Origin of the sequence: Muricauda sp. SCSIO 65647, from assembly GCF_021534965.1 — a bacterium.
In the GTDB taxonomy this organism is placed as follows: domain Bacteria; phylum Bacteroidota; class Bacteroidia; order Flavobacteriales; family Flavobacteriaceae; genus Flagellimonas_A.
This window is the reverse complement of record NZ_CP091037.1, coordinates 2,411,653-2,433,644: the sequence shown is the minus strand read 5'-3', so window position 1 is coordinate 2,433,644 and position 21,992 is coordinate 2,411,653. Positions and strand designations below refer to the sequence as shown.

At 43.9% G+C, this 21,992-nt stretch carries 21 protein-coding genes; 10 read left to right on the top strand and 11 right to left on the bottom strand.

The annotated features are described in order from the left end of the window. Positions 1–120: 120 nt before the first annotated feature. Positions 121–2,541, bottom strand: coding sequence for a glycoside hydrolase family 3 C-terminal domain-containing protein (locus tag L0P89_RS10705; protein ID WP_235265097.1), 2,421 nt, complete (start codon positions 2,539–2,541; stop codon positions 121–123). An 82-nt stretch (positions 2,542–2,623) separates the two neighbouring features. On the opposite strand from L0P89_RS10705, the gene L0P89_RS10700 reads away from it, so the two are divergent. Then, positions 2,624–3,337, top strand: coding sequence for an NUDIX hydrolase (locus L0P89_RS10700; RefSeq protein WP_235265096.1), 714 nt, complete (start codon positions 2,624–2,626; stop codon positions 3,335–3,337). A 107-nt stretch (positions 3,338–3,444) separates the two neighbouring features. On the opposite strand, the gene L0P89_RS10695 is transcribed toward L0P89_RS10700, so the two are convergent. Beyond that, positions 3,445–4,950 (bottom strand): alpha/beta fold hydrolase, encoded by a 1,506-nt coding sequence (locus L0P89_RS10695; protein WP_235265095.1) that lies wholly within the window; start codon positions 4,948–4,950, stop codon positions 3,445–3,447. A gap of 58 nt (positions 4,951–5,008) precedes the next feature. Between L0P89_RS10695 and L0P89_RS10690 the strand changes: the two genes are divergently transcribed. Further along, entirely contained in the window at positions 5,009–5,611 is a 603-nt protein-coding gene (locus L0P89_RS10690) for a Crp/Fnr family transcriptional regulator (RefSeq protein WP_235265094.1), read from the top strand. A gap of 48 nt (positions 5,612–5,659) precedes the next feature. On the opposite strand, the gene hemL is transcribed toward L0P89_RS10690, so the two are convergent. From hemL to L0P89_RS10670, 4 genes are read right to left on the bottom strand one after another with little or no spacing between them, the layout of a single operon-like run. Further along, positions 5,660–6,940 (bottom strand): glutamate-1-semialdehyde 2,1-aminomutase, encoded by a 1,281-nt coding sequence (gene hemL / locus L0P89_RS10685; protein WP_235265093.1) that lies wholly within the window; start codon positions 6,938–6,940, stop codon positions 5,660–5,662. A gap of 21 nt (positions 6,941–6,961) precedes the next feature. Then, a complete protein-coding gene (locus L0P89_RS10680) occupies positions 6,962–7,810 on the bottom strand; it encodes a glucosaminidase domain-containing protein (RefSeq protein ID WP_235265092.1) in 849 nt (282 codons plus the stop codon). Next, positions 7,807–8,712 carry a 1-aminocyclopropane-1-carboxylate deaminase/D-cysteine desulfhydrase gene (locus L0P89_RS10675; RefSeq protein WP_235265091.1) on the bottom strand — a complete coding sequence of 302 codons (906 nt, stop codon included), beginning with the start codon at positions 8,710–8,712 and terminating at the stop codon, positions 7,807–7,809. Before L0P89_RS10675 ends, L0P89_RS10680 begins: the two co-directional genes overlap by 4 nt. Positions 8,713–8,723: 11 nt before the next feature. Next, positions 8,724–9,053, bottom strand: coding sequence for a hypothetical protein (locus tag L0P89_RS10670; RefSeq protein ID WP_235265090.1), 330 nt, complete (start codon positions 9,051–9,053; stop codon positions 8,724–8,726). Positions 9,054–9,320: 267 nt separating this feature from the next. On the opposite strand from L0P89_RS10670, the gene L0P89_RS10665 reads away from it, so the two are divergent. The 3 genes from L0P89_RS10665 to L0P89_RS10655 all read left to right on the top strand — a co-directional run bounded on the left by L0P89_RS10665 (position 9,321) and on the right by L0P89_RS10655 (position 12,304). After that, the gene (locus tag L0P89_RS10665; RefSeq protein ID WP_235265089.1) at positions 9,321–9,482 is read left to right on the top strand and encodes a DUF5522 domain-containing protein; all 162 of its coding nucleotides are present in this window, start codon (positions 9,321–9,323) and stop codon (positions 9,480–9,482) included. 73 nt (positions 9,483–9,555) lie between these two features. Next, positions 9,556–10,164, top strand: coding sequence for a DUF4136 domain-containing protein (locus L0P89_RS10660; RefSeq protein WP_235265088.1), 609 nt, complete (start codon positions 9,556–9,558; stop codon positions 10,162–10,164). A 382-nt stretch (positions 10,165–10,546) separates the two neighbouring features. After that, positions 10,547–12,304: an aromatic amino acid hydroxylase gene (locus tag L0P89_RS10655; protein ID WP_235265087.1), complete on the top strand. Its 1,758-nt coding sequence runs from the start codon at positions 10,547–10,549 to the stop codon at positions 12,302–12,304. Here the strand turns inward: L0P89_RS10655 and L0P89_RS10650 are convergent. The 4 genes from L0P89_RS10650 to alaS form a co-directional block, all read right to left on the bottom strand. Beyond that, positions 12,301–12,948, bottom strand: a complete 648-nt coding sequence (locus tag L0P89_RS10650; protein WP_235265086.1) for a DinB family protein — start codon at positions 12,946–12,948, stop codon at positions 12,301–12,303. The genes L0P89_RS10655 and L0P89_RS10650 overlap by 4 nt on opposite strands. Positions 12,949–13,033: 85 nt before the next feature. After that, positions 13,034–13,639: a DUF4230 domain-containing protein gene (locus tag L0P89_RS10645; RefSeq protein WP_235265085.1), complete on the bottom strand. Its 606-nt coding sequence runs from the start codon at positions 13,637–13,639 to the stop codon at positions 13,034–13,036. Positions 13,640–13,678: 39 nt separating this feature from the next. Continuing rightward, the gene (locus L0P89_RS10640) at positions 13,679–14,338 is read right to left on the bottom strand and encodes a KAP family NTPase (RefSeq protein ID WP_235265084.1); all 660 of its coding nucleotides are present in this window, start codon (positions 14,336–14,338) and stop codon (positions 13,679–13,681) included. 4 nt (positions 14,339–14,342) lie between these two features. Beyond that, the gene (alaS, locus tag L0P89_RS10635; RefSeq protein WP_235265083.1) at positions 14,343–16,958 is read right to left on the bottom strand and encodes an alanine--tRNA ligase; all 2,616 of its coding nucleotides are present in this window, start codon (positions 16,956–16,958) and stop codon (positions 14,343–14,345) included. Between the two features lie 105 nt (positions 16,959–17,063). Here alaS and L0P89_RS10630 point away from each other — a divergent pair, with 105 nt between their 5' ends. From L0P89_RS10630 to L0P89_RS10610, 5 genes are all read left to right on the top strand, one after another. Beyond that, positions 17,064–18,041 carry a M23 family metallopeptidase gene (locus L0P89_RS10630; protein WP_235265082.1) on the top strand — a complete coding sequence of 326 codons (978 nt, stop codon included), beginning with the start codon at positions 17,064–17,066 and terminating at the stop codon, positions 18,039–18,041. Next, complete coding sequence (locus L0P89_RS10625; RefSeq protein WP_235265081.1) at positions 18,041–18,370, top strand: MerR family transcriptional regulator; 330 nt, start codon at positions 18,041–18,043, stop codon at positions 18,368–18,370. Before L0P89_RS10630 ends, L0P89_RS10625 begins: the two co-directional genes overlap by 1 nt. A gap of 69 nt (positions 18,371–18,439) precedes the next feature. Next, on the top strand, positions 18,440–19,039 hold the full coding sequence (locus tag L0P89_RS10620; RefSeq protein WP_235265080.1) for a LemA family protein: 600 nt from the start codon (positions 18,440–18,442) through the stop codon (positions 19,037–19,039). 5 nt (positions 19,040–19,044) lie between these two features. Then, positions 19,045–19,482, top strand: a complete 438-nt coding sequence (locus L0P89_RS10615; RefSeq protein WP_235265079.1) for a TPM domain-containing protein — start codon at positions 19,045–19,047, stop codon at positions 19,480–19,482. Further along, positions 19,463–20,251, top strand: coding sequence for a TPM domain-containing protein (locus L0P89_RS10610; protein WP_235265078.1), 789 nt, complete (start codon positions 19,463–19,465; stop codon positions 20,249–20,251). The genes L0P89_RS10615 and L0P89_RS10610 overlap by 20 nt, the downstream gene beginning before the upstream one ends. On the opposite strand, the gene L0P89_RS10605 is transcribed toward L0P89_RS10610, so the two are convergent. Beyond that, positions 20,237–21,988 (bottom strand): PAS domain-containing hybrid sensor histidine kinase/response regulator, encoded by a 1,752-nt coding sequence (locus L0P89_RS10605; protein WP_235265077.1) that lies wholly within the window; start codon positions 21,986–21,988, stop codon positions 20,237–20,239. The genes L0P89_RS10610 and L0P89_RS10605 overlap by 15 nt on opposite strands. Between the last annotated feature and the right edge of the window lie 4 nt (positions 21,989–21,992).

Below are 21,992 nucleotides of genomic sequence, written 5' to 3'. Positions count from 1 at the left end.
AAAGGGGCCATTATGTATTTGAAGCCTATTTTTTCAATGATAAAAGCGAGATCGCATAAACCGAACTGTGCATTGAATTAAATGACCGGGCATGTCAGCTGCACAATGTAGTTCCCTATTCTATAACTCGATTTCACCTACTTGTCTGATATCCCTTGATGACGCGGCCACTTTGATGGCGTAAGTTCCTCTCTCCAATCTCCAGCCGTTCGCATTTTCATCCCAGAACTGCAGGTCTTTGACCGGAATCTGTATAAAAAGGCTATCAACAACTTCTGGATGCAATAGAGCTGTCTTGGCAAAAGCCCTCAATTCTTGTATTGGCCGGTCGATTTCTGAACTTAGCTTTTCGGCATACACCTGTACAACTTCTTTACCGGGAACCTTACCTACATTTTTTAAGGTCATGGCAATGCCAATGGTATCATTTTCTACATCCAATTCCATGTCACCATATTCAAATGCGGCATAGGAAAGTCCATGCCCAAAAGGATAGGAAACATTTACCCCTTCTTTATCAAAATGGCGATAGCCAACATAGATTCCCTCATCGTAATGGGTATAATCTTCATCACGTACTTTTTCGGCTTCCGGTTTTTCCTTGGGCGGAAAAAAACGATTCATCATCATTCCCCGAATACTCATCATTTCAGGGTTCTTCGGAAAATTGGTATGTGAGGCGTGATCGGCCAAGTTCACGGGAAAGGTCATGGGAAGCTTACCACTGGGGTTTACCTTTCCGCTTAAAATATCGGCAACGGAATTGCCTCCTTCTTGTCCTCCTTGCCATGCCAGTAGTATTGCATCAGGTTTATCTTTCCATGAAGCAGTTTCAACGACCCCCCCAATGTTCATTACAACGATCAGTTTTTTCCCCACGGCATGAAAGGCTTCGGTGATATTGCGTATCATTTCTTGCTCGACATCAGTCAAAAGAAAATCGTCTTTTTCGACACGGTCTCCCCCTTCCCCGGCATTTCTTCCCAAGGTCAAAATTCCCACATCTGAACTGGAGGCAATCTTGTTGAGCTGTTCTTTTGAATAACTCATTTCTGGCGGGGTAAAGGGGCTGAAAATCGCTTCTATTCCTTCGGGCCTCTTAAAACCTTCTATATTGGCACTTTTGTGGGCATCAAAAGCTTCTTTGCCCGCTTTGTTGATTTCAAAACCGGCATTGGCCAAACCTTCCTCCAATGAAACCGTATACGCTTCATTCACATCACCCGACCCCGTGCCTCCGGCAATGAATTCATAAGAAGTAACGCCCAACAGGGCCACGTTCTTGATATTGGTCAAAGGCAATGTTCCATCATTTTTTAGCAAGACCATGCCTTCAGCGGCTGAGTTTCGTGTGATTTTGGCATGTGCTTCCAGATCTGGATCGTTGCCAAGGGCATGGCGCTGCATCTTCTTGGTCTTGAAAATCAAGGTGAGTATGCGGCCTGCCGCCCGATCTATGTCCGCTTCGGACAATTCTCCGTTTTCCGCGGCTTTGGCCAATGCTTTCCATTGCCGTTTCGTACCTGGTTCCAACAGGTCATTGCCCGCAGCAATTTGTGCAGGAGGATTTTCACCTCCGAACCAATCGGTCATTACCAATCCTTGAAAACCCCATTCACCTCGAAGAACATCAGTCAACACATAAGGGTTTTCAGAAGCAGGGGTGCCGTTGATTCTGTTGTACGATGACATAATCGTCCAAGGCTGTGATTTTTTCACAATATGCTCGAAGCCTTTTAAATATATCTCGCGCATCGCCCGTTCAGAAACAATCACATCGTTCACGAATCGTTCGGTTTCTTGATTGTTTGCCACAAAATGCTTTACCGAAGTACCTATTCCATTGCTTTCAATGCCGTTTACAATAGCAGCGCCCATATAGCCAGACAGTAAGGGATCTTCTGAGAAATATTCAAAATTTCTTCCGCAAAGCGGATGACGATGAATGTTCGCCCCTGGCCCCAGAATTACGTCAATACCATATTCCAAAGCCTCATTTCCCATGGCGTTCCCCACTTCGTACACCAAGTCTTCATTCCAAGTAGAGGCCAATGAGGTAGCTATGGGAAAAGCAGTACAGTAATGCGTGCGGTCTTCCCCTTCACGAATGGGCAAGATCCTTAGACCTGCGGGCCCATCGGAAAGATAAACCGTCGGAATACCCAATCTAGGAGTGGGAACAATGGTTCCTACAGCTCCCGGAATGCCCCCTGGTTCGCCCTGGCCCATGGCCGAGGCAATTCCAGAACCCTTTAACAGATGTATTTTTTCTTCTAGGGTCATTTGCGAAAGCGCATCGGCCACCCGTGCCTCCAAAGATTGGCGGTCATCTTCATAAACGTCCAATGTACCGTTCGCATTTCGGTCCATAAAGGTATGGCCGTCAACGGTGAGTTCTTTAAAATCAGTCACCTCAATGTAATCCTCTTCAAAACTGAAGAAGGTAGCTTTCACATATCGATAACCAAAAAATGCGGCAAGCCCTGCCAAGAGCAGTAAAATCCCTAAAATTTTCAATACAAGAACTAGTTTTTTCTTCATGGGTGCTTATTTGTGTCAAATTGTCACAAATATAATTAAATTTTTTTTGTGTCCAAACGCCACAAACATTATTTTTGCCACAATGGAAATCCAAAAAATTCTAGAAAACGGTACCGAATATTTCTTGCCCAACCTCTCTATAGATTTGGTGATCATTGGTTACAAGGGAGGAGTTTTAAAATGTCTTTTGCTCAAATTGGGAAGCAAATGGGTTTTGCCCGGGGGGTATATCAAAAAAGAAGAGTCTGTTGACACAGCGGTTTCGCGCATACTCAAAGAGAGAACCGGCTTAGAAGATCCCCATTTCAAGTTCTTGTCGGTTTTTGGGGCCGCTGATCGTCAATTCGAGCAAGAGTTCAAGCAGTATTTTGACAATAAGGGCCTACCCTGGCGAGAAGACTATTGGATCAATGGCCGTTTTGTGACCTTGGCGCATTACTCTTTGGTCGACATCGACAATACCCATCCCGTACCCGGTGAGTTTGATGAGGCCGTAGACTGGTTTCCGTTTGAAGAATTGCCCGAACTGTGGCTAGATCATAAGACCATTGTCGAAACCGCACGCAATCGTCTTAAAGAGGACAGCAAAAATGAACTCCTCACCTATAACCTCTTGCCCAAAGAATTTACCATGCCCCAACTGCACCGTCTGCACCAGGCCATTCTGCAGCAAAACCTAGACCGCAGCCGTTTTCAAAAAAAGATGCTGGCCACGGGCCGATTTGAACGCTTGCCCAAAATCAAAAAAGAAACACCGGGCAGCAATCCTTACCAATACCGATTAAAGGCAAAATAATAGACGTACCCAATATCGCGGATACGCCGTTTTGGTTTTTTCAAGGTAAAACACACCTATCGGTTAACAGTTGATACATTTCATGCACCCCAGAACGATATGGCAACCTATTTTCTTCTATCCTTTACTATTCGCCCAACAATGAACCTATATAGAAGAAAAGCTAGTAAGAGCACTACAATGGTGAGAACACCAACTGAGATTTTGGCAATTTTTGGAAACCCGTTTTTAATCTCAAAACTGATACGATTGGAAAATTGCCTGAATTGGGCTTTGCCCGTAAGAAAATACCTTTCCATTCCTGTGATGACCTCTTTCTTATACAAAAGATCGGAAACATGTCCGGCTCCTTCAAAGACCACCAGTTCTCCGTTCTTAAAAAAGGGCAGCAACTCATTCTGTACGATTTCATGAGGCGTCGAAAAATCCAATGCACCATTTAAAAAAAGTGTTTCGACGTTTGTTGTATCCATTTCTGAAAAATTGGATGGGGGCTGCTTCACAGGCCATATTTCGCCCACGTCCATAAACAAAGCCGACATGGGTGAACCCAAAACAAAAGGTGACGATGTAAATTCACGTCTGTAATTTCTTGCCGGGTCATAGTCTATCATGCCCTTTGAGAAAAAATCGCCCCATACCATCATTTTTGGCAAAACATAATCATAGGCCATCGACATCAATGCAATTCCACTATAATCACCCTGCTCAGCAGCCAAAAAAGAATCGATTACTTGAAGGGCCGTTTTTTTGTTATAGAGCAACCCAAAGGCCACCACCGCTACCTTACCCCGGTCAATGGGAACAAAAAGCCAACTTTCAGGCAGCTCTTTCAATACGTTATCAAATGTTTTCTTTAGGTTTTTTGTTTTACTGCTACAGTAGGGGTGTTTTTGGCACAAATCGTTATAATCATCAATTTTTTCTTCGATTATCCCAGGTTCCCAAACAAACCTGCCCCTTGCATTGGCCCCTATCATAACCGATCTATTCACTTTGCCTGGATGGTATTTTGCATATGACTGGGCTACTCTGGTACCATAACTTCCACTAAGTAAATTGAGCCGGTCAATCTGAAAAAAGCTTCTTACCGAATCAATATCGAACAGCACTTGTTCAATCGTATAACCGTTAAGGTCTATGCCCTCATTCAATAACCTATCAGCGCAGTTTTTAGCGGCATTTTTGATATTGTCCACTGATTTTTGGGCCAGAAGATGGTCTCCTTTGCCCTTAAAAGCAGTACTGACTTCAGGGCAATTCAATGATATCGATCCATCGACCCCCCTATAGCCAATAAGAATCACATCATGGTTTTTAAGAAGCTGGGGAGGGGGTACATAATCGAGATTGGTTTGACCAGGCCCCCCTGACAACCATAGAATGGGCGAAGAAGGTGTTTCATTTCGAGTTCTATAAATCTTGACCGGAAGAAGAATTTCCCTGCTCGTATTGTTTTTCCAGTTCTCTGGAAAACTGAAATCTACATGAAGAACACTGTCCGCTTCTGTACGGGCATTGATGGGGTACTTTTGTCCATTGACCTGCATTATAAATAGCAGTAGAAGAGCAAAGGCAATATGCCCAAAATCAAATGCCTCATTTTTCACCATTGAACAAAGGTCTTACTTTTGAGTTTTTGATCCATTAACTGCGGTTAAGAAATAACATTTGACAAAAGCCATGAATCAGCATATCAAAGAACAATTAGATGCTATTTCTCCCCTGCGGCACAATACGTGGAACCAACTAATGGAAATATCGGCACAGCTTACCATTTCAAAATCTGAAAACCTCACTGATATAGGAAAGTACTTCAACTACGAGGTCTTTGTACTTGAAGGTGTATTGCGAATGTACCATGTCACTTCTGACTGCAAAGAATATACGATGTCTTTCTATAAAGAAGGAGAGTTCGTGGCACCTTCATTTACCCGACAATCGCATGGAAGAAGCTTGCTGAACATTCAAGCTCTTGAGAATTGTAGCGTTCTCATTTTTGAGGAGAAAAAATTTACCGAACTACGGTATAAGTTCAGGGATTTGCTCGTATTGGGAAATAAGGTCTCAGAAAAGGAATTGATGCTCAAATCAAAGAAAGAGGTGCTCTTGGCCACTGGAAATCTAAAGAACCTGTATTATTTTTTCAAAAGTAACCACCCAAATCTTGAAAGCAGAATTGCCCAACGACATATCGCTTCATACTTGGGTGCAGACCCTGTTTCACTGAGTCGCTTAAAAGCCCGGATATTAAAAGAAAATGAAAATACCTAAGGCATCAAACTTCTTTGACACCCATGATAAGCCTACCGTAAAAAATGGTTAGAGGTCACAATTTTTAATCGCTTCTATTGTACTATCGAGATCGGAATAACTCAAGGCGTCATTTAAAAAGTAGCTTTCAAAAGCGGATGGAGGCAAGTAAACCCCCTGATCCAACATGCCATGAAAATACTTTTTGAACGTATCATTGTTACCTTTTGAAGAGGATGCAAAATCTACCACGGGGTCTTCACAAAAATGTACCGAAATCATACTGCCAAACCGGTTGATTTGATGAGCAATTCCCTTTTGGGTCAGCACCTCAGCAATGCCCTTGTGCAAATATTCCGTTTTTTTGGCCAGACTTTGAAATACTTCTGGGTTTTGGTCAATTTCAGAGAGCATGGCGAATCCGGCGCCCATGGCCAACGGGTTTCCACTTAAAGTTCCGGCTTGGTACACAGGTCCGTCAGGGGCCAGATGTGCCATAATTTCGGTTTTGGCCGCAAAGGCCCCAACGGGCAATCCACCTCCGATGACCTTGCCGAACATCACGATATCCGCATCAATTGCAAGTGCTTCTTGTGCGCCCCCTTTGCCCAATCGAAAACCGGTCATCACTTCATCAAATAACAGTAACATACCTTCTTGGGTGCACAATTCTCGCAATCCATGAATAAATTCCTTGGTCGGAACAATACATCCCATATTTCCGGCAACGGGTTCCAGAATAATCCCTGCGATTTCATCTTTGTTGGCTTCAACCAAGGCCCTTACCCCTTCAAGATCATTGTAATCGGCAAGCAGTGTATCTTTTGCCGTACCTTGTGTAACCCCGGGACTATTCGGACTCCCAAAGGTTACGGCCCCGCTCCCGGCCTGGATCAAAAAAGCATCGGAATGGCCGTGATAACAACCCGTAAATTTGATAATCTTATCCTTACCCGTGTAGCCACGGGCCAACCGTACCGCACTCATACAGGCCTCGGTGCCAGAGTTCACAAAACGAATCTTGTCAATATTCGGCACCATGTCAACGGCAAGTTTTGCCAACTGGGTCTCAATCTCTGTGGGAATACCGAACGATGTGCCTTTTTTTGCCTTTTCGACGACCGTTTTGATGACGGGTTCAAATGCATGGCCAAAGAGTAATGGGCCCCAAGAGGCGATATAATCGATATAGCGATTGTCATCCTCGTCGTAGAGGTAGGCCCCTTTTGCTTTTTTGATAAAAATAGGTTCGCCGCCCACGGCCTTAAAAGCCCGTACGGGAGAATTCACCCCTCCGGGAATATACTTTTTGGCCTCTGCAAATAACGCACTGCTTCGTTGGTATCGCATGTTTATCAAGTGTCACATATTTTACTTGGTCTTGGGCCGTCTAATATTGATGACCTGACCGATCGATATATTCGTAGATTGTAATCTGTTGATACGCATAAGCTCATCAACCGAAATGGTATAGCGCTTTGAAATGCCGTAAAGGGTATCCCCTTTTTGTACAATGTGGGTAAAGACCTCGTAGTCTTTGGGCTTGCGAACCACTTCCAATCCGCCTTGAACCACCTCTTCATCGTATCGATGCAAATCGTACTGCTCAATCAACGAAATCAATTTCTGGGGATACTTTCTATCGGTGGCGTACCCCGCTTTTTTGAGTCCGTGTGCCCAACGCTTGTAATCATCCCTTCGGTAATTGAAAAGAAAGGCATAACGTGAACGCGACGAGAGAAAGATACTGTGATCGCGAAATGAGTACATAGGATGGTTGTACTTACGGAAGCATTCGCCCCGCTCATCATCGTCGTGAAAATCATATTCTCCTTCCCAGCCCGTATGGCATTTGATTCCGAAATGGTTGTTCGTTTTTTTGGTCAATTGGCCCTTGCCCGAACCACTTTCCAAAATGCCCTGTGCCAAGGTAATACTGGCCGGAATACCAAAAGCACGCATCTCGTATTGTGCGATTTCGGCAAAGGTCTCGATATATTCACCAGTGGAAGCGATGGGGAATGTAACAAATCTACCGGGGTCGGAAGGCATCGGGTACAGCTTTGTTTCATCAGCCTTTGTCGATTTGACCCCCTTATTCGGATTATAGACCACCGCTGGGCGTGGTCGATCCCCAACTTTTTGTGCGGTTCTTTTTTTGGTGCCGCAGCTAGCCAACAGCAACAACCCAATAACGGCATACAATAATCGTGTTCTCATATGTTGAGCAACGGCAATTTTTTCTTTTTTAGTACAAGGTTCATGCCCTTTATGCCCTGAAGCCCCCCTGTGTGGATGGCCAATATGCGGGAACCCTCTGAAAAAAAACCCTTTTTGGCTTGGTCAAAAATACCATAGAGCATTTTGCCCGTGTAAACCGGGTCGAGGGCAATGCCTGTTCGATTTTTGAAATCGTTGATGAAATCGATCAGTTCACAATTTATCTTGGCATAGCCCCCAAAATGATAGCTGGTTATCAATCGCCAATTATCATTGATTGCAAATGTACGAATATCCTCTTTTAAGAAATCACCTTTTAGTGCGGGATACCCCCAAACCGCTTGCTCTCGAGAAGCAGAATTGATGAGTCCGGTCAAAGTGCCCCCAGTGCCCACTGCACAACAGATGATATCGAAATCGGCATCATTTTCGGTCAAAATTTCTTCACATCCCTTTATGGCGAGGGTGTTGGTACCACCCTCTGGCAACAAATAAAAATCGCCAAACTCAGCCTGTAATGCCTCCAAAAACACAGAAGAGGTCTTCTGGCGGTATTCATCCCTCGAAACAAAATGAAATCGCATTCCGAACGCCGCTGCCAATTGTAGTGTGGGATTATCTTTCCAATTCTTTCGCAGCTCTTCACCACGAATGATTCCTATGGTGTCGAATGCGTTCTCATTACCAGCACAGGCAGTGGCCAAAATATGGTTGGAGAAAGCACCGCCAAAAGTCAGCAGGGTTGAATGGCCTTCTTCTTTGGCCCTTATCAAATTGTATTTCAGTTTGCGGAATTTATTTCCTGAAATATGAGGGTGCAGTTCATCTTCCCGCTTTATAAAAAGCGTAATGCCCCGCTCACGTAATTCGGGCAGATCAATCTGTTGGTTATGACTTTTCAAAAAGGTCTGACTTACCGAAAAAGATAATCTAAAAACCCAAAGGTTTTTCGGGTACTAAGATAGTCAGGGTCGTGCTCATTGGCATAGGCCTCGCGCTCAAAACTGATGTTCTGGTAGGCGCGATAGGCATTGAGGTATAGTACTATTCGCAATAACCATTCAGCCACATACAAAAGGTAAAAGGGCAAAATCAACAATTCTTGCTGTTGTCTAAGGTGTATGCGCTCATGATTGATAAGCACGGTGTCTTTTTTGTGGTGTCTTTCTTTTACAATAATAAAGGGCCAAAGTGAGAGCCCCACATAGTTTTTGTAAAAGAAATGTCGAAAGACTACGACCATATTGTAATCGTATGATTCTTACAAATATAACAGTATCGGACGGCAATTTGTTCAAAAAATAGGTTATCTGACCCACAAATCGGCTGAAAAGCAGCTTTGAAGTGCCCATAAATGGGTAAATTTATATGCATGAAACGGGCGTCGATGAGTTTTAAAAGTTTCTTCACAAAAGGGAATTTTTAAAATTTTTAAGGCGAGAACATCGTGGTTGCCCACATTTTCAATTTTATAATTATTTCATTTTCAAATAATTGACAAAACAAACGTGTGAAAAAGATATTGCCGCTTGAAGAAGGCGACTACTACCTTTCAAAAGAAGGTTATAAAGTTTTTACCGAACAGTATCTTCTAAAGCGGGGCTATTGCTGTGAAAGCGGTTGTCGGCACTGCCCTTACGGTTTTGACAAAAAAACTGGCTTACAGCGATAAAATTGTGCTTTTCGGCATAATATTTGATGCATATTTCGAAAGAAAATTGCGGTTTAACTCAAAAAAGATTGATATGAAAAATTTTAAAGCTTTTGCGCTTCCTTTACTTGCCTTGGTCTTTCTCAGTTCGTGTGTTTCAGTGCGTGTAGTCTCTGATTATGACACACAAGCTGATTTCAATGACTATAAATCCTACGCTTTTTACAAAACGGGTATCGACAAGGCCCAAATCTCCGATTTGGACAAAAAACGTATTCTTAAGGCCATTGATACAGAGATGAACGCACGAGGTTTTGTTAAATCGCAAGACCCCGATCTTTTGATCAGCATTTTTACCAAAGAACGCGAACAGGTAGACGTCTACAACAACTTCGGCTGGGGTGGCTGGGGTTGGGGCGGCTGGGGCTGGGGCCGCTGGGGCTGGGGCGGTTGGAACCCATGGCTTTGGGGCCCAGGATGGGGCTGGGGCGGTGCTTGGGGACCCAATGTCTCGACCCGCACAGAAGGTTCGCTCTATATTGACCTCATCGATACCGACAGCAAACAATTGGTATGGCAAGGTCGTGGTGTGGGCACTTTGAACAACACCTCCAATATTGAAAAGAAAGAAGAGCGCATACGCAAGTTTGTCTCTCAGATACTCGAGAAATATCCCCCTGAGCAAGAGTTAGCCGCAAACTGACACATACAAATACCGAACGAAGCGGTCGAGCAACTGGGTTGAGTGTTTATTGTAGTTGGTTGCCAGTAGTTGGCTTCTTCGTTCAAAAAGGCCTTTCCGTTCACAAGAGCGGAAAGGTTTTTTCATTTTTGAGCCCGTTGCCCCAAGTCTTTTTTGAAGTGCTTCGCTAGCATTAAAAACAATGAATTTTTGTAATTTTATAAGGAAAACAGCTTAATGGAATATTGCTTGGCCCGGGCCAATATTGTACACTTTAAAACCGCTAGGCCATCGCCAACAGTCTTCACGATGCAGGCCTTTTTTGATTCAAGGGAAAAACAATGGATTTTTCGGCCACTTCGACAAACCCAGTGTGACAGCTGTGGATGACAAAAAGAAAACTATGGAAACAGCATACGAAAGCAACCCGATTCTCGACAAGCTGCCCCAACATCTGAGGCAGTATATCAAGCCACAGAATTATGAAGACTACTCGCCCATCGACCAAGCCGTTTGGCGGTATGTGATGCGAAAGAACGTCGATTACCTGAGCCAGGTCGCCCATGAATCGTACGTTGAGGGGTTAAAAAAGACAGGGATTTCAATCGACCATATTCCCAACATGTATGGCATGAACCGCATTTTGAAAGAAATCGGTTGGGCGGCAGTGGCCGTTGACGGGTTTATTCCCCCCGCGGCCTTTATGGAGTTTCAGGCCTATAATGTACTGGTCATCGCCTCTGACATTCGCCAGTTGGAAAATATCGAATATACCCCGGCACCCGATATTATTCACGAAGGGGCAGGCCATGCGCCCATAATTGCCAATCCTGAATATGCTGAATACCTAAGACGTTTTGGAGAAATAGGCTGCAAGGCGATTTCAAGTGCCAAAGATTACGAACTCTATGAAGCAGTGCGTCATTTGAGCATTATCAAAGAGGCCGATGGTACCCCTGAAAAAGAAATCACGGAAGCTGAAAAACATATTGAAGAACTGCAACAGAACATGGGCAAACCCAGTGAAATGGCACTCATTCGCAACCTACATTGGTGGACGGTCGAATATGGACTCATCGGCATGGTCGAAAATCCGAAAATCTATGGGGCAGGCTTATTATCATCTATTGGCGAAAGCACTTGGTGCATGACCGATCAAGTGAAAAAAATCCCCTATTCCATAGAGGCCGCACATACTGAATTTGATATCACCAAACCACAGCCCCAATTGTTCGTCACTCCTGATTTTGCCTTTTTGAGCCAAGTACTGGAAGATTTTGCCGACAACATGGCCCTTCGTCGCGGCGGACTTGACGGGGTGCAGAAATTGATCAACTCGAAAGAATTGGGCACCTTGGAACTGAGTACCGGTCTGCAGATTTCGGGCAACTTTGACAAAGTCATCGCCCATGACGGCAAACCTGTTTATGTACAGACAAAAGGGTCTACCGCCTTGGCCTATCGTGAAAAGGAACTTATTGGGCACGGCATTGAAAAACACAACGATGGCTTTGGCACGCCCATCGGTAAATTAAAGGGCATCAATCTGGCCATTGAAGATATGGGGCCACGTGACCTTAAGGCCTATAACATTTACGAAGGTGAAACCATCACCTTGGAGTTTGAGGGAAAGATCAAAATCTCAGGCAAAATCATTACCGGAACCCGTAATTTACAGGGCAAAATATTACTGGTGACTTTTGAAAATTGCAAGGTCACCCACGGCAAAGAAGTTCTTTTTGAGTCAAAAACAGGCACATACAGTATGGCCGTCGGCCAAGAAATCATCTCGGCCTTTCATGGCCCTGCCGATGTAGGCAGTTTCGATCTTGTGACCCATGAACTTTCTGAAACGACCATCAAAAAACCAAAAACCAAAGAACGTCAGCGATTGGAAACATTGTACCTCCGCATAAGGGAATGGCGTGAGAACATTGACACCACCACTTCTCGCGGAAAGGTTTTTCAAGAGCTCAAAGAAAACTATCCGAATGACTGGTTGTTGTCCGTTGAACTTTATGAATTGGCACATGTAGATGGCAATAAGGCGTTTGCCAAAGAAATCATTGACCATTTAGAGACCGTCAAACAAAACAATCCGAAAGTGGGTCATCTAATCGATGGCGGACTCAAGTTGGTCGATATGGCCCTGGTGAACTAGGCAACCCTGCTCTTGATAAAACGTATTTGCCCGTTGTGATTGCTTTCATGTTCTACCACATGAAACCATTTGCAATAATTGTTGGTAGGCTGATTGCCAAAGAAATTGGTGTATTCCATAAGCCAATCATCATTCCTTTTTTTCAATTCTGTCTTTGAGAACTCGCGCACTTCGGCCAACTTGTCAAAATAAAAAGACAAGGGTTTGCCCTTGAACGTTTTGCGTCCAGCATCACCTAAACTACTGGCTGCCCGCCATACGCTTTCTTCGACCCCATAACCTAATTTGCTTTTAGAAATGCCTGTGAACGTATCGATTTGGTAATAGCGTTCCGTAGCAGCCAAATGCATCAACATGGCACCGATACTGTTCGAGTTTTCATCCAACAAAAAATCGACTTCCTTTTGTGAAAGCCCTTTTGAATCGCGCAATATCACAAACCGCATCCAGTCCATCATCGAAATCAATATGCTTATCTGCTCCCCATACCCCTCGCGTTTACCGAATTGGTGTATGTTGTCATTTACAAGTCTAGGAAATGTTGTCTCGTTACCATTGCCGATCTGGGGCATCAAAAAACTCGCCCCCAAGGCCCCTGATGCAGTCATAAACTTTCTACGGGAATACAATTCTTTGGTTTTCATGTTTTTAGCTTTTGTTTAAAGCTAAAACATTTTTGCACATGATGTGCAGGCTTTTAGTAAACTTTAGGCCTGTACAGAAAGGGCTTCAATCCCTTATCGAAAAATCATCTTCCATCACCTCATGGTCATACACTAGGGTCCACCCCATACTGTTGGTCAGCACCAACAACTTTGAAAGCTCTGAGACCAATCGATTTTCAGCGTTTGACATCAAATTTGACGTTTTAATTTTTTGACGTAACGAAGCGTTCACGTTTTGTTTGATGGCATTATAATCATCAGCTTCAAACGGATTCAGATAATCGGCCGATACATCGTAGTATTCAAAATCGGGGTTTATCTTGATTTCAGGTTCAGGAATATTTTGAAGGGTCACGGTTTTGTTTTCCCCATCGATCTCAAAATCTATTTTTGAAAGGTCATAAGCCACGCTTACCTCTGCATTGACGACTACCAACGCTTTTTTGTCGGCGGTTAGCAAAGACCCAAAAAGCTCTTTGGAGTCAGCATAATTGTACACTTCGGCAAAGTGGCCTTCTGTGACTATCAATTTTGAGACATTTTCTATGTGTTGTTGAATGAGCACCGAATTCTCTTTGAGGATTCTTTTCTCTTGATTATCGTCGGCACAAGACCTATAAATCAAGACCGCTGCAAGGGCGAGTATGGCTCCTACCAATACTTTTCTCATCTGCTAAACGTACTTTGCATTAAATCAAGCCTTTGTTTGTCAGCCACAATTGTCAAGGCTTTTGAGCATCTCGCGATAATCATCTTCCAATTGTTTATCCAATTGATCGATAAAAACCAATATGCGAAGCAATCTTTCTATAGATTCTTCTTGAAGGGCGGTAAAAGCGTTGTTGATTTCCTTTTCAACCAATCCTTGAAGATTGTACATGCTTTCAAGCTCATAAAGACAGTCGAAACCAAATTCATTGAATATACCGGTCGCCTTTGAGGTTTCCCAAGCGATTTTGCTCAATTCGGGCATTCTTAGATGGATAAAGGTACTGCCCTTATAAAGAAACCTGTTATGGTCTGCTGCGGTCGAGTCGATGACCTTATAAAACTGGCTATATTCTTCTTTGAAAGAAACCATTTCATCAGCTGACATCAATATGTAATCGCCATTTTCTGAAGACAATGCGTCATATTTTTCAATGAAATCGGGTATTCTTCCATTTTGGTCCCTTGCTTCGATCAATTCATCCAGATTACTTTCTATCTCCTCCCTTATTTTTTGTATGGCGACCGTCTTGTTTTTATCAATTGTTTTTGAATTGTTCCAATTGTTGAACCAAATGGCAAGATTGATGCCCACAAAGAGCAAGATAATCTCGCCTAAAATGTATTTCAAATTGAACTTTGGGGACCTAAACTTTTTCATTCCATCATGTAATATATTCCGAAGACTTTGATAACGCCTCGTCAATCCCTGCGGGGTTTTTGCCTCCAGCTGTGGCAAAAAATGGTTGGCCACCACCACCACCTTGAATGTATTTGCCCAATTCGCGAACAATGGTGCCCGCATTTAAATCTTTCTCGGCCACTAGATTTTTGGCGATATAACAGGTCAATAGGGCCTTACCGTCATTTTCGGCACCCAACAACACAAAGATGTTGTCTTTTGACTGACCCATTTCAAATACCAGGTCTTTCATGCCAGCAGCATCCAAATCAACCTTTTTTGCAAGAAAATTGACGCCATTGACCTCTTTCATCTCATTGAGCAGGTCGCCTTTGAGATTCTTGGCTTTGGCCTTCAACAGGCTTTCGACCTGTTTTTTGAGCTGTGCATTTTCTTCTTGTAAAGAAACGACGGCTTTCAAGGGGTCTTGGGCATTGTTCAACAGGTCTTTTATTTCATAAAGGGTTCGGTTGTTATTGAAGTAAAAATCTTTGACCGCATCTGAAGTGATGGCCTCTATTCTACGTACGCCTGCCGCAATGGCTCCCTCTGATACAATTTTAAAGTGCCAAATATCAGCGGTGTTCCGTACATGGGTGCCCCCACAAAGTTCGATCGATTGCCCAAAGCGAACCGTGCGTACCGTATCGCCATACTTCTCGCCAAACAGGGCGATGGCCCCCTCGGCCATGGCCTTGCTCATGGGAATATTTCTTTTTTCCTCCAAGGGCAGTTGACCTTCGATGCGGGCATTCACAAAATTCTCTACCTCTCGTAATTGCTCGGTGGTAAGCTTCGAAAAATGAGAAAAGTCAAACCGTAAATATTTTGAATGCACCGCAGAACCCTTTTGCTCGACATGGCCGCCCAATACCTCTCGTAACGCTTGGTGCAACAAGTGGGTCGCCGTATGGTTGGCAGCGGTTCGTTGACGTTGTTTTTTATCGACCACGGCCTTAAAGGTTACTGAAGTTTCTTTGGGGAGACTTTCGGCAAAATGCACGATCTCATTGTTCTCCTTTTTGGTATCGACGATATAGGTAACATCACCATTGGGTGTTTCCAAATAGCCCTTGTCACCTACTTGGCCACCCCCTTCGGCATAAAAAGGGGTAAGGTTAAAAACCAATTGGTACTGCTCGCCCCCCTTTTTACTTTTGACCATACGATATTTCACTATTTTGACATTGGCTTCCAAAGTGTCGTACCCTACAAATTCTTGCGCTGCATCTTTTTGCAAAACCGTCCAATCACCTTTTGATACTTCTGAAGCGGCTCGGGAACGGTCTTTTTGTTCTTGTAGCGCAGTTTCAAATCCACTTACATCCAATTCATACCCCTTTTCCTCTAAAATAAGAGTGGTGAGATCTATCGGAAATCCAAAAGTATCGTAGAGTTCAAAAGCTTTGTGACCATCGATTTTTTTCCCCTTAGAGGATTTAATTACGGAATCAAGCAACACCAATCCCTGTTCTAACGTGCCCAAAAAAGATTGCTCTTCTTCCTTGATCACATTCTCGATCAGCTGCTGTTGTTTTTTCAGTTCAGGAAACGCTTTGCCCATCTGCTCGCCCAGCACCTTGACCAAGCGATGTATAAAGGGCTTGTCGGTGTCTAAAAAGGTAAAGCCATAACGAATGGCCCGTCGTAAAATTCTACGTATGACATAGCCCGCCCCGGTATTGCTCGGCAACTGCCCATCGGCAATGGAAAAGGCCACCGCACGAACATGGTCGGCAACCACACGAATGGCCACATCGATTTCTTCGTTTTTACCATATCGTTTGTTCGTTATGGTTTCGATCTCTCGAATAAGGGGCGTGAATATATCAGTGTCATAATTCGATTGCACCCCTTGCAGCACCATGCACAAGCGCTCAAACCCCATACCGGTATCGATATGTTTTTCAGGAAGATCTTCAAGCTGGCCATTGGCCTTTCGGTTGTATTGAATGAAGACCAAGTTCCAGATCTCGACCACTTGGGGGTGGTCTTGGTTTACCAGTGAGGCCCCATCAGCCTTTTTGCGTTCTGCATCAGCGCGTATGTCGACATGAATTTCTGAGCATGGCCCACAGGGACCCTGATCGCCCATTTCCCAAAAATTGTCTTTTTTGTCGCCCATAATGATACGGTCTTCGGGCACGATACCTTTCCAAAGGTCAAAGGCCTCTTTGTCCATTTCAAGCTTATCGGCATCATCGCTTCCCTCGAAGACCGAAACATAGAGCCGGTCTTTGTCGATACCATACACCTTGGTCAACAGCTCCCAGGCCCACGCAATGGCTTCCTTTTTAAAGTAATCGCCAAAACTCCAATTGCCCAACATCTCAAACATGGTGTGGTGATAGGTGTCTTTGCCGACTTCTTCCAGGTCATTGTGCTTACCACTTACCCGTAGGCATTTTTGGGTATCGGCCACCCGTTTGTGTTTTGGTGTCGAATTTCCCAAGAAATATTCTTTGAACTGGTTCATGCCGGCATTGGTGAACATGAGGGTAGGGTCATCTTTCATGACCATGGGCGCCGAGGGCACGATGGTATGGTCTTTCGATTTGAAAAAGCTTAAAAACTGATCTCTAACCTTTTGGGAAGTCATTACAAGAGCGGTACTTTAAAGAATTTTAACAGACTGAACAAAACAATTTTTATATTTGTTTGTTCTGTAAAAAACGAACGTTCAAAAATAGGACAATTTCCCTTCATGTCTAAAGTAAAGTACTATTACGATCCTGATACGCTGTCTTATCGAAAGATTGAGCCGAAAAAGTCTAGAAAGTACAGAAATTTATTCTTTTTTCTCTTGGGTTCTTTTCTTTTCGGATTTTTAGGGTTGATCGTATTGCTCAACACCAACTTTCTGAACACGCCAAAAGAGCTTTCCCTTGAAAGGGAAGTGCGAAACTATGAGCTACAGTTCGAGATTCTTAATCGTAAAATGGATCAGATGGAACAGGTACTGGGCAATATTGAAGATCGTGACAACAACATTTACCGTCTCTACTTTGAGGCCAATCCCATACCTGAAGAGCAGCGTCGTGCGGGCTTCGGCGGGGTGAACCGATATAAATCGTTGGAAGGTTTCAACAACTCGGAAATCATCGTCGATGCGACCCGTCGTTTAGATATCATTCAAAAACAGATGGTCATCCAATCAAAATCATTGGATGAGATCGCGAAACTGGCGGAAGAAAAGGAAAAACTGCTGGCCGCCATACCTGCCATACAACCTGTTCGAAACGAAGACCTGACCCGTATGGCCTCAGGTTATGGATGGCGATCAGATCCCTTTACCAAAGCCAGAAAGATGCACCGGGGCATGGATTTTACGGCTCCGCGGGGCACGCCCATCTATGCCACTGGAGATGGCAAGGTAATACGGGCCGACAACCGTTCGTCTGGGTATGGCAAACATATCAGAATCGAACATGGCTATGGCTATATGACCCTTTATGCCCATTTGAGCAAGTATAATGTGAGTGTCGGACAAAAAGTGAAGCGTGGTGACCTTATTGGTTTTGTGGGCAATACCGGCCGTTCTGAGGCACCCCATCTTCATTATGAGGTATGGAAAGATGACGATCGTATCAATCCGATCAACTTCTACTACGGTAGTTTGACCGCAGAAGAATTCGAGAACATGTTGAAATTTGCAAACCAAGAGAACCAATCGCTTGATTAATGCATGTAGAGCTTCCTGAAAAACGATATTATGCAATTGGTGAAGTCGCCAAGGCCTTTGGTGTGAACACCTCGTTAATACGTTTTTGGGAAAAAGAGTTCGATGTGCTGCAACCCAAGAAAAATGCCAAGGGCAATCGAAAGTTCACCCCTCAAGACATCAAAAACCTACAATTGATCTATCATTTGGTGAAAGAGCGGGGTTTTACACTTGAGGGAGCAAAAATTCACCTAAAGGAAGAAAAGCACAAGACACTTTCGAACTTTGAGGTGATCCAGAAACTTCAAAAGGTCAAGGCCGAGCTTCAAAAAATCAAGGAACAGCTCTGAAAATGTAACAATATCACCTTGTTGCCTACTAATCAAGAGGCTATATATAAACACTAAAAACACACGAAAATGAAAAAATGGTTAATCCCTGTAATAATCATCGCCGTAATCGCCTTTGCCCTTTACCAATGGGCAGTAGGCTTCAACAATACCGCTGTTGAGTATGAGGCCGATGCAAAAACCGCTTGGTCGAATGTCGAAAGTTCATATCAACGTAGAAACGACCTTATCGGCAATCTGGTAAAAACCGTACAAGGGGCCGCTGATTTTGAGCGCGAGACCCTGACCGATGTAATCGAAGCGCGTGCCAAGGCCACTTCGACCACCATTGATGCCAACAACATTACTGCACAACAACTGGCTGAATTTCAACAGGCCCAAACTGGTCTATCTTCTGCGCTTTCAAGGCTTTTGGTCACCGTGGAGAGGTATCCGGAACTAAAGGCAAACCAAAATTTTTTGGAGCTTCAATCACAATTGGAGGGTACGGAAAACCGTATCAATGTGGCCCGTGACCGCTATAACGAGAAGGTAAATATCTACGACATCCATACCACAAAATTTCCGGGAAAATTGTTGGCCGGTCTCTTCGGATTCGATGAGATGCCCAGATATAAAGCGGACCCGGGCTCTGAAAATGCACCTGATGTAGAATTCAATTTTGAGTAGTAAAGATGTCTGAGGTTGAAGACTTTTTGACAGCAGCGGAAGAACAAGAAATCGTTGATGCCATACTAAAAGCTGAGAAGAACACTTCAGGTGAGATTAGGGTACATATCGAGAATTCTGCCAAAATAGATCATTTCAGCCGTGCCCAACAAGTGTTCCACATGCTGAAGATGGACAATACCAAAGACGAGAACGGGGTGCTCATCTATGTGGCCGTTCACGACCATAAATTTGTCATCTATGGAGATAGGGGCATTGACCAAGCCGTTCCGAGAGGTTTCTGGGATTCTACCCGTGATGTGATGGCCACCTATTTCAAAAAAGCTGATTTCAAAAATGGGATCATCCAGGGCATTCTAAAAGCTGGAAAGGAATTGGAGGCACATTTTCCTTGGCACCATGGCGATATCAATGAACTGAGCGATGAGGTTTCAAAAGGTTAGCTTTTTTCTTTTCTTACTTTGCGCTACGATCGGTTGGGCGCAATTCACCATTCCTGAAAAGCCCACGGAGCAAACCAGTGTTTACGACTACGTAAGTCTTTTGTCAACAAATGAGAAAACTGCCCTTGAACAAAAACTGATTCGCTATGCCGACAGCACCTCGACCCAGATCGTGGTGGCCATTATCAGTTCTACGGAAGGAGAAAACATCAATTATTTAGTGGCACAATGGGGTCAAAAATGGGGCATCGGCCAAGCCGATAAAGATAATGGCGTTTTGATATTGTTGGCGAAAGATGACCGTCGTATCGCCATCAATACAGGATATGGCGTAGAAGGTTCCTTGACAGATGCCATGAGCAAACGTATCATTGAAACGATTATCATTCCTGAATTCAAACAAGGTGATTATTACGGGGGACTTGACGCCGGTGCCGATGCCATCTTTCAGGTCTTGACAGGTGAGTTCAAAGAAGAGCGCACCTTTGGCAATGATCAAGGTTTTCCATTTAGGGCCTTGGTGCCCTTCATCATTTTCTTTGTCATCTTCATTATTTTGGCCAGTAGAAGAAACCGGGGCGGACGTAACAACCGTGGGGGCCGTGGGGGTCGCGGACTCGACATTTGGGACATCATCATTCTCAGCAACATGGGCCGTGGCGGTTATCGAGGAGGCTCTTCAGGCGGTGGTGGTTTTGGCGGTGGTGGTTTTGGCGGTGGCTTCGGAGGCGGTGGCTTCGGAGGCGGTGGTGCTTCAGGAGGCTGGTAAAATTCCCGATGTTCTAGGAATGTTCACACAATTTTCAATCGCTGAAAATAGTTCTTTGGGGTCAAATGGTTTTGGCAGCAACCCGTCCATACCTGTTTTTTGGAGTTCTTTGCTTGTTTTGTCTCCCGTTGATGCTGTCAAAGCTATAATGGGTGTTTCATAATTCGGGTTTGTACTATTTTCCCGAATGGCCATGGCCGCCTGAAACCCGTTCATTACCGGCATTTCAATGTCCATGAAAATCAGGTCATATCGTTTCTTCACTGACATCTCGAAACCAACGAGGCCATTTTCCGCTATCTCATGATCAATACCCCATTTATCCAAAAACTTTTTAATGATGGTCACATTTATTTTATTGTCTTCAACAACCAAGATTTTAACACCTCTTAGGGTAGAATGCTCAGGTTTTTTTGGCAGGGGCAAACTGCAATAATCTATTTGAGCCGTTCTATTACGAGAGGGCAAGAATGGTACGACAAAAGAAAAAGTAGACCCTTTTTTATGTTTACTGACACATTTTAGCTCACCCCCCATAATCTCGACCAGATTTTTGCAAATGGACAGCCCTAGGCCGGTACCGCCATACAATCTTGTAGTGTTTGAATTTGCTTGGGCAAAGGGTTCGAAAATACTTTTCAGCTTATTTTTGGCAATACCTATTCCCGTGTCCACCACCCTGAACTCGATATGGTGACGGCCATCTTTTTCTTTGTTCAAAGACACGTTCAACTTCACATGGCCTTTCTCTGTGAACTTTATGGAATTACCCAATAGATTGGTCAATATCTGACTTAATCTATGGGTGTCACCGACTACTTTCCCAGGAACACTTTCATCGATGTTCACCTCAAAATTCAGCCCTTTTGAATAAGCTCTCTGGGCAAACATCTGGCGTTGGGCATTCAATGTTTCCTCTAGACTGAATTCGTCTTTTTCCATGACCAATGAACCCGATATGATCTTATTGTAGTCGAGTATGTCATTGATCAGTGCCAGTAAGTGCTTTGATGAGAATCGTAGTACATCGAGGTTGTCTAATTGGCTCTCTTTGGGATCTTCCATCAACAGCAAATTGCTTACACCGATTACCGCATTCAAGGGTGTACGTATTTCATGCGACATAACGGATAAGAACTGATCTTTTGCCTTATTTGCCTGAATCAATTTTTTTTCGGCACTCTTAAGTTCCGTGATATCTGAAATGCTGCCGATGAAGCCTTCTATATGGTTTTCATGACCGATTATTGGCTTTATGGACACATCTAGCCATATTGATTTACCACTGGGCTTTCTATACTGAAAACTAGCTCTGTGCAATTTGAAGCCCCCTACCGATGACATGACCTTTTTTCTAAAGGGTTCGGTTACTTCTTTTGGCAGATAATGATAGTACTTATCGCCCAATGACTCTTCAATTGTGTAGCCCGAAATTCTTTCCCAAGCAGAATTCAAGTAGGTCCATCTGCCTTCAATATCCATTTCAAAAATGATATCCTTGATGTTCGTGGCCACTTTTGTCAGTTTGCCCTCTACACTTTTTACCTTGTTTTTTAGTCTTTGGTTGGCCGCGAACAGTTCTTTTGAATTTTGCTCCAACACATGCTCTAGATGCGAATAATCTTGTTCAAAAGAGTCGTATGCACGGCTGATCTGTTGAAGAAATGAATCCATTTCCTCAAGTTGACCAGCATCAAAGCCAGCCTTATCAAGCTGTCGTTTTAATAATCGGTGCATTTGA